This window comes from Staphylococcus sp. HMSC065D05 (genome assembly GCF_001813195.1).
Classification (GTDB): Bacteria; Bacillota; Bacilli; order Staphylococcales; family Staphylococcaceae; genus Staphylococcus; species Staphylococcus epidermidis.
Genome location: NZ_KV811774.1, coordinates 20,880 through 33,931 on the forward strand (window position 1 = coordinate 20,880; position 13,052 = coordinate 33,931).

11 protein-coding genes are annotated in these 13,052 nt (G+C 32.5%); 10 read left to right on the top strand and 1 reads right to left on the bottom strand.

The window, feature by feature from the left end:
• Window position 1 precedes the first annotated feature (1 nt).
• Window positions 2-1,069, bottom strand: a complete 1,068-nt coding sequence (locus tag HMPREF2897_RS11305) for a nitric oxide synthase oxygenase (RefSeq protein ID WP_002447469.1) — start codon at window positions 1,067-1,069, stop codon at window positions 2-4.
• 191 nt (window positions 1,070-1,260) lie between these two features.
• On the opposite strand from HMPREF2897_RS11305, the gene HMPREF2897_RS11310 reads away from it, so the two are divergent.
• From HMPREF2897_RS11310 to HMPREF2897_RS11355, 10 genes are all read left to right on the top strand, one after another.
• Complete coding sequence (locus HMPREF2897_RS11310) at window positions 1,261-2,730, top strand: nicotinate phosphoribosyltransferase (RefSeq protein WP_002447468.1); 1,470 nt, start codon at window positions 1,261-1,263, stop codon at window positions 2,728-2,730.
• Window positions 2,723-3,550, top strand: a complete 828-nt coding sequence (gene nadE, locus HMPREF2897_RS11315; protein ID WP_070593276.1) for an ammonia-dependent NAD(+) synthetase — start codon at window positions 2,723-2,725, stop codon at window positions 3,548-3,550. Before HMPREF2897_RS11310 ends, nadE begins: the two co-directional genes overlap by 8 nt.
• A 74-nt stretch (window positions 3,551-3,624) precedes the next feature.
• Window positions 3,625-4,251: a DUF2179 domain-containing protein gene (locus HMPREF2897_RS11320; protein ID WP_002447466.1), complete on the top strand. Its 627-nt coding sequence runs from the start codon at window positions 3,625-3,627 to the stop codon at window positions 4,249-4,251.
• Entirely contained in the window at window positions 4,235-4,414 is a 180-nt protein-coding gene (locus HMPREF2897_RS11325) for an NETI motif-containing protein (protein WP_002447465.1), read from the top strand. Before HMPREF2897_RS11320 ends, HMPREF2897_RS11325 begins: the two co-directional genes overlap by 17 nt.
• Before the next feature lie 410 nt (window positions 4,415-4,824).
• Window positions 4,825-6,120: an adenylosuccinate lyase gene (gene purB, locus HMPREF2897_RS11330; protein ID WP_002458558.1), complete on the top strand. Its 1,296-nt coding sequence runs from the start codon at window positions 4,825-4,827 to the stop codon at window positions 6,118-6,120.
• Between the two features lie 124 nt (window positions 6,121-6,244).
• Window positions 6,245-6,547: a YerC/YecD family TrpR-related protein gene (locus tag HMPREF2897_RS11335; RefSeq protein WP_002458557.1), complete on the top strand. Its 303-nt coding sequence runs from the start codon at window positions 6,245-6,247 to the stop codon at window positions 6,545-6,547.
• A gap of 323 nt (window positions 6,548-6,870) precedes the next feature.
• Complete coding sequence (locus HMPREF2897_RS11340) at window positions 6,871-7,563, top strand: heptaprenylglyceryl phosphate synthase (RefSeq protein WP_002447864.1); 693 nt, start codon at window positions 6,871-6,873, stop codon at window positions 7,561-7,563.
• Window positions 7,560-9,749 carry a DNA helicase PcrA gene (gene pcrA, locus HMPREF2897_RS11345; protein WP_020359867.1) on the top strand — a complete coding sequence of 730 codons (2,190 nt, stop codon included), beginning with the start codon at window positions 7,560-7,562 and terminating at the stop codon, window positions 9,747-9,749. Before HMPREF2897_RS11340 ends, pcrA begins: the two co-directional genes overlap by 4 nt.
• A gap of 3 nt (window positions 9,750-9,752) precedes the next feature.
• Window positions 9,753-11,750 (top strand): NAD-dependent DNA ligase LigA, encoded by a 1,998-nt coding sequence (ligA, locus tag HMPREF2897_RS11350; RefSeq protein WP_070593278.1) that lies wholly within the window; start codon window positions 9,753-9,755, stop codon window positions 11,748-11,750.
• Between the two features lie 19 nt (window positions 11,751-11,769).
• Window positions 11,770-12,978 (top strand): CamS family sex pheromone protein, encoded by a 1,209-nt coding sequence (locus tag HMPREF2897_RS11355; RefSeq protein WP_070593279.1) that lies wholly within the window; start codon window positions 11,770-11,772, stop codon window positions 12,976-12,978.
• The last annotated feature ends 74 nt before the right edge of the window (window positions 12,979-13,052 follow it).

Below are 13,052 nucleotides of genomic sequence, written 5' to 3' on the forward strand. Positions count from 1 at the left end.
ATTAATGGAAAGGGCACTTCATAGGTTCTTCTTTTTTATAGAAGAAATTCGTATGATGCATTGTATTATCATATCCATGATGATAGTTAGAAGTTAAAGTTGGTGAAAGTGGAGGTGCCAGCCAAGACCACTTACCAGTAACATCTCTGTTTTGTTGATGTTCATTTCGTTCAAACATTTCAAATTGCTTCGCTGCAGTTAAGTGGTCAACAATAGAAACACCATCAGCTTTAAATGAATGATACACAGCATGATTTAACTCTACAAGTGCTCGATCTTTATTAAATGAATTATTTTTAAGTGTATCAAATTCAAAAGCTTCTGCAACTTTTTCTAAAAGATTATAACGATAGGTGTCTGTGAAATTACGTACAGCAATTTCGGTTACCATATACCATCCATTAAAAGGTGCTGTAGGGTAAGTAATACCACCGATTTTTAAATCCATATTTGAAATAATAGGTACTGCATACCATTTTAAACCTAATTTTGAAAGCTTGGGATAGTTTTCATGATGTATAGAAACTTCTTTTACAATATCATGTGGAAGTTCGTGTATTTTTATAGTGTCGTTTGGCAATTGATAAATCAGAGGTAAAATATCAAAATTTGAACCTTTACCTTTCCAACCTAGATGTTCAGCCAAACGAGTAACCTCTTTTTCAGATGGATCGCCAGCATTTTCATAACCAGCATAACGGATCAATTGATTATTATAAATTTTAGGTGTATCTTCAGGACTAAAAATTGTAATATATGGTTTGATTTTTCCACCGTTTGTAGCTTCTTTAATATGTGTATGTATAAATTTTATAAATTCTTTTTCGTCACATACATCTCGGGCATCTTTAACATTTAAAGAATCCCAAAACAATCTACCAATACAACGATTTGAGTTTCTCCATGCCATTTTTGCACCGTAAGATAATTCTTCATAAGTATGTGTGTAACTACCAGTCAAGTTAATTTCTTGCTCAATCTCTTTCATTCTATTTTCAATTTCATTAGCATTATATTTTAATTCGCTATACATGGTCTGAATAAATGATTTTGCTTTATCTATTAGCATTTAAAACACCTCAATCGTCATTATACGTGAGCATATACTGTTTCTTGAATAATATAGGGAATTGTCATAAATTTGTCGACACTAAATTAGAATTTATTAAGAAATAAATGTAAATCAAACATGCAAGTACCTACTATATATGAATTATGATAAACTAATTGTAAATATTTAGGTCGATTGGAGAGGTTAATGTGTACCAATATAACGACGATAGCTTAATGTTACACAATGATTTATATCAAATTAATATGGCTGAAAGCTACTGGAATGATGGTATCCATGAAAGAATAGCTGTTTTTGATTTGTATTTTAGAAAAATGCCATTTAATAGTGGATATGCGGTATTTAACGGATTGAAACGCGTTGTGAATTTCATCGAAAACTTTGGGTTTACAAATGAAGATATCACATATTTAAAATCGATAGGTTATAAAGAAGATTTTCTAAACTACCTAAAAGATTTGAAATTTACTGGGAATATTAAATCTATGCAAGAAGGTGAAATTTGTTTTGGCAACGAGCCATTATTAAGAGTTGAAGCCCCTTTAATCCAAGCACAACTTATTGAAACTATTTTGTTAAATATCATTAATTTCCAAACATTAATTGCAACTAAAGCCAGTCGAATTCGTCAAATAGCAACTCATGACACTTTGATGGAATTTGGTACAAGAAGAGCTCAAGAAATTGATGCTGCACTGTGGGGCGCTAGAGCAGCCTTTATTGGAGGGTTTGATTCGACAAGTAATGTTAGAGCAGGAAAACTTTTTAATATACCTGTATCTGGCACACATGCACACGCACTAGTACAAACATATGGTGATGAGTACATAGCATTCAAAAAGTATGCTGAGCGACATAAAAATTGTGTGTTCTTAGTTGATACTTTCCATACTTTAAAATCAGGAGTACCAACCGCAATTAAGGTTGCGAAAGAGTTGGGAGATACTATTAATTTTATAGGTATCAGATTAGATTCTGGTGATATTGCGTATCTATCTAAAGAAGCCCGTAGAATGTTAGATGAGGCAGGTTTTACAGAAGCTAAAATTATCGCATCAAATGATTTGGATGAGCAGACTATTACAAGTTTAAAAGCACAAGGCGCTAAAGTTGACGCATGGGGAGTAGGTACAAAACTCATTACAGGATATGATCAACCAGCTTTAGGTGCAGTTTATAAATTGGTTTCTATTGAAACAGATGATGGCACAATGAGTGATCGCATTAAATTATCAAATAATGCTGAGAAAGTCACTACACCAGGCAAAAAAAATGTTTATCGTATCATTAATAACAAAACAGGCAAGGCTGAGGGCGACTATATCACGCTTGAAGGTGAAAATCCTAATGACGAATCTCCATTGAAAATGTTCCATCCTGTTCACACTTATAAAATGAAGTTTATTAAATCATTTAAAGCTGTTAATCTACATCAATCTATTTTTGAAAATGGCAAACTTGTATACCATCTTCCAGATGAATTTGAAGCTCAGGACTATCTTAAAAATAATCTAAATATTTTATGGGAAGAAAATAAACGATATCTTAACCCGCAAGATTATCCAGTAGATTTAAGCACTAAATGTTGGGAAAATAAGCATAAGCGTATTTTTGAAGTTGCTGAACACGTTAAAGAGATGGAGGATGAAAATGAGTAAATTGCAAGATGTTGTAGTTAATGAAATGAAAGTAAAAAAACAAATTGACAGTGTGAAGGAAATCCAAGAAATTAAGCAATTTATTAAAGCGTATGTAAAATCACATTCATTTATACAAACTCTTGTTCTTGGAATATCAGGCGGTCAAGACTCCACTCTAACAGGTAAGTTAGCACAATTAGCAGTAAATGAATTGAAGGAAGAGGGACGTAACTGTAAATTTATAGCAGTGAAATTACCTTATGGTGTGCAACAAGACGCTAATGAAGTAGAAGATGCACTTGAGTTTATTAATCCTGACATAACGTATACAGTTAATATTAAACCAGCAGTTGATCAGAGTGTTCAATCACTTAGTGAAGCAGGCATCAAACTTACTGATTTTCAAAAAGGTAATGAAAAAGCACGTGAACGAATGAAAGTTCAGTTTTCAATTGCTTCTAATACTCAAGGTATAGTTTTAGGAACTGATCACTCTGCCGAAAATATTACTGGATTTTACACTAAATATGGAGATGGTGCTGCGGACATTGCACCTATTTTTGGGTTAAATAAAAGACAAGGTAAGCAATTACTAGCTTATCTAGGACCACCTAAACACCTTTATGAAAAAGTGCCAACAGCTGATTTAGAAGATGATAAACCTCAGTTACCAGACGAGGAGGCACTAGGCGTATCTTATCATGATATTGATGATTATTTAGAAGGTAAAGAAATTCCTGCAACTGCTCGTGAAACAATCGAAAAACATTATGTTAGAAATGCACATAAGCGTGAACTTGCTTATACACGATACTCATGGCCTAAAAATAACAAATGAAAATTTTATAAGTGACAAAATGATTGGCGACTGATAAAATAATCTGGATTTAAAAGTAAGAAAAGAGGAATAATATGTCAGCAATTGCTCAAAATCCATGGTTAATGGTCTTAGCAATTTTTATAATTAATGTATGTTATGTCACATTTTTAACAATGAGAACGATATTGACTTTGAAAGGTTATCGTTATGTTGCAGCAGTAGTTAGTTTTATGGAGGTCTTAGTTTATGTCGTTGGTTTAGGGTTAGTAATGTCTAGCTTAGACCAAATTCAAAATATTTTTGCTTATGCATTAGGGTTCTCCGTCGGTATTATAGTAGGAATGAAAATCGAGGAAAAACTTGCGTTGGGTTATACAGTTGTCAATGTTACTTCATCGGAATATGAGTTAGATTTACCAAATGAATTAAGAAATTTAGGATATGGTGTTACCCACTACGAAGCATTTGGTAGAGACGGAAGTCGAATGGTAATGCAAATATTAACACCAAGAAAATATGAATTAAAGTTAATGAATACTGTAAAGAACTTAGATCCTAAGGCATTTATTATAGCGTATGAACCAAGAAATATTCACGGAGGATTCTGGGTTAAGGGTGTACGTAAACGTAAACTGAAAGATTATGAACCAGAGCAATTGGAAGTTGTAGTAGATCACGAAGAAATAGTAGGTGGTAGCTCAAATGAGCAAAAAGTTTAGAGTTGAAGATCAAGAAACAATTGCAGATTGTCTCGACAGAATGAAAAAAGAAGGATTTATGCCAATACGTCGTATTGAGAAACCAGTTTATAAAGAGAACAAAGATGGCAGTATAGAGATTTTAAAACAGGATATTATATTTGTAGGTGCGTTAATCCAATAAATATGATTAACTATAGAATAATAAAGCCTAGGACATCCACTATTGTCCTAGGTATTTTTATGCATTGATTACTGATCATAATGTTAATGCCAGTCTTATATCAATTGCTTTTAGACACTTGGTGATTCAACTGAAAAGTGTTGTTCTAAAATTTTATAGGCAAAACGAGTTGAAAATTTCACACTAAGAATTAAATAAAGCATTATCTTACATCTAATTATAGTTTTTACTAGATTGTGTTTCTAGATTGATTCAAATAAAATAGTAATAACTAGATAAACACTTATACATTTTAATCAAGTTCTGTTAAACTATAGATGAAAGCTTAGAAACGAACTTTTCTTATAAAAAATGTGATAATGTACAGTTTTTGTAGGAGCTATAATACATACGATAGGAGTTTACAAAGAATGATAGAACGTTATTCAAGAGATGAAATGTCTAGTATTTGGACAGACCAAAATCGCTATGAAGCATGGTTAGAAGTAGAGATTCTAGCGTGTGAAGCATGGAGTGAGTTAGGTTATATTCCTAAAGAAGATGTAAAAAAAATTCGTGAAAATGCCAAGGTAAATGTTGAACGCGCTAAAGAAATTGAGCAAGAAACACGACACGATGTAGTTGCATTTACACGCCAAGTTTCTGAAACTTTAGGTGATGAACGTAAGTGGGTACATTATGGATTAACTTCCACTGATGTAGTTGACACTGCCTTAAGTTATGTAATTAAACAGGCAAATGAAATCCTTGAAAAAGATTTAGAAAGATTTATAGATGTATTAGCTGCCAAAGCTAAAAAATATCAGTATACATTGATGATGGGGCGTACACATGGTGTTCATGCTGAGCCTACAACTTTTGGCGTGAAAATGGCACTTTGGTATACTGAAATGAAACGTAATCTTAAGCGTTTTAAAGAAGTGCGTAAAGAAATAGAAGTAGGGAAAATGAGTGGAGCAGTAGGAACATTTGCCAATATTCCACCTGAAATTGAGGCTTACGTATGTGAACATTTAGGAATAGACACTGCAGCTGTTTCTACACAAACATTACAAAGAGATCGTCATGCTTATTACATTGCTACATTAGCACTGATTGCTACATCAATGGAAAAATTTGCAGTAGAAATTCGTAATTTACAAAAAACTGAAACTAGAGAAGTCGAAGAGGCATTTGCAAAAGGACAAAAAGGATCATCAGCTATGCCACATAAAAGAAATCCAATTGGTTCTGAAAATATTACAGGTATATCTCGTGTGATTCGAGGATATATTACTACTGCATACGAGAATATTCCTTTATGGCATGAAAGAGATATCTCTCATTCTTCTGCAGAACGTATCATGTTACCTGATGTGACAATTGCTCTAGATTATGCACTTAATCGATTTACGAATATTGTTGATCGACTTACAGTTTATGAAGATAATATGAGAAATAATATTGATAAAACGTATGGTTTAATCTTCTCACAACGCGTTCTACTAGCATTAATTAATAAAGGCATGGTACGTGAAGAAGCTTATGATAAAGTTCAACCTAAAGCAATGGAATCTTGGGAAACAAAAACACCATTTAGAGAGCTAATTGAACAAGATTCATCCATAACTGACGTTCTATCAACTGAAGAATTAGATGATTGCTTCGATCCTAAACATCATCTTAATCAGGTCGACACTATATTCGCACGTGCAGGTTTATCTTAATTAAATCAAATTTAATACAAGACAAATGATTCTAATTTCCTATACATTTTTCATGAAACTACTACACTTTAACGAATTAGTAAGTTAAAATAATGAGAGAATATTTGTATAGGGGTTGTTCGAGATGCAAATTGAAAAATTAAGAGGTCAGTCATTAGATGAATTATTTGATGCGATCTTAGCACTAGAAAACAGAGAAGAATGTTATCAGTTTTTCGATGATTTATGTACTGTAAATGAAATACAGTCATTATCTCAGAGACTTCAAGTTGCTAAAATGATTAAACAAGGTTATACTTATGCAACTATTGAAGAAGAGTCTGGTGCATCAACTGCAACGATTTCTAGAGTAAAGCGTTCGTTACAATGGGGTAATGATGCTTATACAATGATTTTGAATAGACTAAATATTGAAACAAAGGCATAAGAATGCATATATTTTCGTCTGATTTCACTGTTTCATTTAATACATTAATAGCTTTGAAAGATTTATTGAAATCTTTCAAAGCTATTTTTTAATGAAGCTAAATTTTTAAAGATAATTAATTTAAGCATTCTGTGTGAACTATTATAACGAATCCACACTGTATCTAGTTATTGAATTTAATAGCAAGATACTCATTTTTGCTTAAAGCATATGTTAAATTAAATATGACTTAAAATCATATATGATTAACTCATTTAGTCTTTAGAACTTAAAACTTAAAAATGCTATAATTTAGGGTATGTTAAATAAAGGAGTTTCATAAAATGTACGACATAACCAAGTGGAAACATATGTTTAAATTAGATCCGGCTAAATCAATTTCGGATGAAGATTTAGAGGCACTGTGTATGTCTAACACTGATGCAATAATTATTGGTGGGACAGATGATGTAACAGAAGATAATGTTATTCATTTAATGAGTAGAGTAAGACGTTATCCTTTACCACTTGTCTTAGAAGTTTCGAATGTAGAAAGTGTGATGCCTGGTTTTGATTTCTATTTTATTCCAACAGTCATGAATAGTAAGGATACAAAATATCATAACGAAATTTTGCTAGAAGCCCTTAAAAAATATGGACATGTGATTAATTTTGATGAAGTTTTTTTCGAGGGATATGTCGTTCTAAACGCGAATAGTAAAGTTGCAAAAATTACCAAAGCTTATACTCAATTAGATATAGAAGACGTCGAAGCATATGCACAAATGGCAGAAGAATTATATCGATTTCCAATTATGTATGTAGAATATAGTGGCACATATGGAGATGTTGATAAGGTTAGAGCGATTGCAAATATGCTTCAACATACGCAATTATTTTATGGCGGTGGTATAACAAACATTGACAAAGCTAAAGAAATGTCTAACATTGCGGATACCATTGTTGTTGGCGATATTATATATAACGACATTAAAAAAGCATTAAAAACTGTAAAGATAAAGGAGTCTAATAAATGAATGCGCTAGTAAAAAATATGAATTCAGAGCAAAGTGAAGCGGTTAGAACAACAGAAGGGCCATTACTTATTATGGCAGGTGCTGGATCAGGAAAGACACGTGTGTTAACACATCGCATTGCGTATTTATTAGATGAAAAAGATGTATCACCTTATAATATTTTAGCTATTACGTTTACAAATAAAGCAGCTAAAGAAATGAAGGCACGTGTAGAACATCTTGTGGGAGAAGAAGCGCAAGTGATTTGGATGTCCACTTTTCACTCCATGTGTGTAAGAATTCTGAGAAGAGATGCTGATCGTATTGGCATTGAAAGAAATTTCACTATCATTGATCCTACAGATCAAAAATCAGTGATTAAAGATGTATTGAAAAGTGAAAATATTGACAGTAAACGATTTGAGCCGCGTATGTTTATTGGTGCAATTAGCAATTTAAAAAATGAATTAAAAACACCTGAGGATGCTCAAAAAGAGGCGAATGATTTTCACTCTCAAATGGTTGCAACGGTATACAAAGGTTATCAAAGACAGTTATCACGTAATGAAGCACTCGACTTTGATGATTTAATTATGACAACTATTAATTTATTTGAACGAGTACCCGAAACTCTAGAATACTATCAAAATAAATTTCAATATATACATGTAGATGAGTATCAAGATACTAATAAAGCACAATATACTTTAGTAAAACTATTAGCAAACAAATTTAAAAATTTATGTGTTGTTGGTGATTCTGACCAATCTATTTATGGTTGGAGAGGAGCTGATATACAAAATATTTTATCTTTTGAAGAGGACTATCCTGAAGCAAAGACAATTTTCCTCGAACAGAACTATCGTTCAACTAAGAATATTTTAAATGCTGCAAATGAAGTTATAAAACATAATTCTGAACGAAAACCTAAAGGTCTATGGACTGCAAATTCTGGAGGAGACAAAATTCAGTATTATGAAGCTATGACTGAAAGAGATGAAGCAGAATACGTTGTTAAAGAAATAATGAAGCATCAACGCGGTGGTAAAAAATATAGTGAAATGGCTATATTATATAGAACAAATGCCCAATCACGTGTACTTGAGGAAACATTTATGAAATCAAATATTCCTTATACAATGGTTGGAGGTCAAAAATTCTACGACCGTAAAGAAATTAAAGATTTACTTAGTTATTTAAGGGTTATTGCTAATAGCAATGATGATATTAGTTTGCAACGTATTATTAACGTGCCTAAACGTGGTATTGGACCTTCATCTGTTGAAAAAATCCAAACCTATGCACTTCAAAATAATATAAGTATGTTTGACGCACTGGCTGAGGTAGATTTTATAGGTCTCTCTAAAAAGGTTACTCAAGAATGTATCAGCTTTTATGAAATGATTCAAAATTTAATCAAAGAACAAGAATTTCTCGAAATTAGTGAAATCGTAGATGAAGTACTACAAAAATCAGGCTATAAAGACATGCTTGATCGAGAACAAAGTATTGAATCACGAAGTCGATTAGAAAACTTAGATGAATTTATGTCTGTACCTAAAGATTATGAGGAAAATACACCTTTAGAGGAACAATCGCTTATTAATTTTCTAACAGATTTATCATTAGTTGCTGATATTGACGAAGCAGATACACAGAATGGTGTTACATTGATGACAATGCATTCAGCAAAAGGTCTTGAATTTCCTATAGTTTTTATTATGGGAATGGAAGAGTCGTTGTTCCCGCATATAAGAGCAATTAAAAGTGAAGATGATCATGAAATGGAAGAGGAACGTCGTATTTGTTATGTAGCAATTACACGAGCAGAAGAGTTGCTTTATATCACAAATGCAACGACCAGAATGTTGTTTGGTCGTTCTCAATCCAATATGCCATCTCGATTTTTAAAAGAAATCCCAGAAGACCTACTTGATAGTCATACCGGTCAAAAAAGACAAACTATATCTCCTAAATCTCAACCTAAAAGAGGGTTTAGTAAGCGTACGACATCAACTAAAAAACAAGTTTCCTCATCTGATTGGAAAGTAGGAGATAAAGTTATGCATAAAGCATGGGGTGAAGGGATGGTTAGTAACGTGAATGAAAAAAACGGATCTGTAGAGTTGGATATTATATTTAAATCAGAAGGTCCAAAACGATTATTAGCTCAGTTCGCACCAATAACAAAGAAGGAGGACTCATAGGGGATGCAAGATGTTAAAAAGCGTGTGGAAAAATTACATGATTTGTTGAATCAATATAGCTATGAATATTATGTACAAGATAATCCCTCAGTGCCTGACAGCGAGTATGATAAGTTATTACATGAGCTGATTGAAATTGAAGAAAAATATCCAGAATTCAAATCGACAGATTCTCCAACAGTGCGTGTGGGTGGCGAAGCCCAGTCTTCTTTTGAAAAAGTAAATCACGACACGCCGATGTTAAGTTTAGGTAATGCGTTTAATGAAGAAGATTTAAGAAAATTTGATCAACGTATTCGTGATAGTATTGGTCAGGTCGAATACATGTGTGAACTTAAAATAGATGGTTTGGCTGTTTCACTCAAATATGAAAATGGCCGTTTTGTCCAAGGACTTACACGTGGTGATGGTACGACAGGTGAGGATATAACTGAAAATCTAAGAACTATACATGCTATACCACTAAAAATTAAAGAACCTCTCAATTTTGAGGTCCGTGGGGAAGCTTATATGCCACGTCGTTCATTCATTCATTTGAATAATGAAAAAGAACAAAATGGTGAACAACCTTTTGCAAACCCACGAAACGCTGCTGCTGGTTCTTTAAGACAACTTGACTCTAAACTAGCTGCGAAAAGAAAATTAAGTGTCTTCTTATATAGTGTGAATGACCTAACCGAGTTTAATGCAACAACACAAAGTGAAGCGCTAGAGGAATTGGACCAACTAGGTTTTAAAACTAACCAAGAACGTGAACGAGTATCAGATATTGAGGGCGTACTTAATTATATAGAGAAATGGACAAGCAAAAGAGAATCTTTATCATACGATATTGATGGTATTGTTATAAAAGTTAACGATTTATCTCAACAAGAGGAAATGGGTTATACACAAAAATCTCCAAGATGGGCGATTGCTTATAAATTTCCAGCTGAAGAAGTTATTACAAAATTATTGGATATCGAACTAAGTATTGGACGTACGGGTGTTGTGACACCAACTGCAATTCTAGAACCTGTAAAAGTAGCTGGTACTACAGTTTCAAGAGCCTCTCTTCATAATGAAGATTTAATACATGAAAGAGATATACGTATCGGAGATAGTGTTGTTATTAAAAAAGCCGGGGACATCATCCCTGAAGTTGTAAAAAGTATTTTAGATAGACGACCTAACGAATCGGAAATTTATCATATGCCAACACATTGTCCTAGTTGTGGACATGAATTAGTTCGTATTGAAGGAGAAGTTGCTTTACGTTGTATTAATCCAAAATGTCAGGCACAGCTTATTGAAGGACTTATACATTTCGTTTCAAGACAAGCGATGAATATAGATGGCTTAGGTACCAAAATTATTCATCAGCTATACGAAAATCAGTTAATCAAAGATGTCGCAGATATTTTCTATTTAAAAGAAGAAGATTTATTACCATTAGAGAGAATGGGAAAGAAGAAAGTTGATAATCTTTTATTAGCAGTAGAAAAATCTAAAGAACAGTCATTAGAGCATTTATTATTTGGACTAGGTATTAGACATTTAGGTGTAAAAGCTAGTCAAGTACTTGCTGAGCGATATGAAACGATGGATCAACTTTTTAAAGTAACAGAAAGTGAATTAATTGAAATTCAAGATATTGGAGATAAACTTGCACAATCTGTTGTAACATATCTCGAAAATAGTGATATTCGTTCATTAATTGAAAAATTAAGTAATAAAAATGTTAATATGTCTTATAAAGGAATTAAAACAACTGAAATTGATGGTCATCCTGATTTTAGTGGGAAAACAATTGTATTAACAGGCAAACTCGAGCAAATGACAAGAAATGAAGCATCTGAATGGTTGAAAATGCAAGGTGCTAAAGTTACAAATAGCGTGACTAAAAGTACTGATATTGTCATAGCTGGAGAAGATGCAGGGTCTAAATTAGCCAAAGCTGAGAAGTACGGTACTGAAATTTGGACTGAAGCAGCATTTATAGAAAAACAAAATGGAATCTAATAATTAGAGGAGTACGTGAATGAAGCGAACAATATTTTTACTCATGTCGATACTGTTATTATTAACGGCTTGCGGAGATGGACATAAACAAACTTCATCAGATAAAGAACAAAATGAACATAAGGATAACCATAATAAAAATCAAGTGAAACAAATAGCGACTGATAAAAAAGTTCAAGGAGATAACTATAGGACTATATTGCCCTTTAAAGAAAGCCAGGCTCGTGGGTTATTACAAGATAATATGGCAAATGGTTATAATGGAGAAGATTTTGAAAGTGGTTTACTAGAATTAAGTAAAGAAATTTTTCCAACAAATAAGTATTTATATCAAGATGGACAATATTTAGATAAAAAAACGATTAATGCATACCTAGATCCGAAATATACAAAAAAAGAAATTGACAAGATGAGCGAAAAAGAAAAGCAAAGCAAAAATGCTAATGAGAATCTTGGACTCAATCCATCTCACAATGGTGAAACAGATGAAGAGAAAATAGCTGAAAATTCTCCAGCCTATCTTTCAAATATACTCGAGCAGGATTTTTATGGAAACAGTGATTCTAAAGGTAAAAATATAAAAGGCATGTCAATTGGTTTAGCTATGAATAGTGTTTATTATTACAAAAAAGAGAAAGATGGCGAAACATATAGTAAAGATTTATCTGATAAAGAGATTAAAAAGCAAGGTAAACAGATGGCTAGTGAAATGCTCTCTCGTTTACGTGAGAATAGTGATTTAAAAGATATTCCTATTCATTTTGCTATCTATAAACAATCTAGTCAAGATTCCATTACACCAGGTGAATTTATAGTTGGTACTACAGTTGAAGAGGGTAAAACTAAAATTAACTCATGGGATAATATTAATGAAAAAGCAGCCTTAATTCCTTCGTCAACTGCAGCTGATTATGATGAAACGCTGAATAATAACTTTAAACAGTTTAATGATAATTTGCAATCGTATTTTTCAAACTTCACACAAGCAGTTGGTAAGGTTAAATTCGTAAATAAAAAAGCTAAACAACTTACAGTTGATTTGCCTATAGATTATTACGGACAGGCAGAAACGATAGGTATTACACAATATGTTACAGAACAAGCCGAAAAGTATTTTGATAAACTAGATGAGTATGAAATTAGAATCAAAGATGGAAATACTCCACGTGCTCTCATTAGTAAAACTAAAGACGATAAAGAACCACAAGTTCATATTTATCATAATTAGTTACCTATGAAGTATGACACCCATTTCATTGTATAGAAAAGAATAGGATAGAATTCAAATTAAGTTTACTGGTC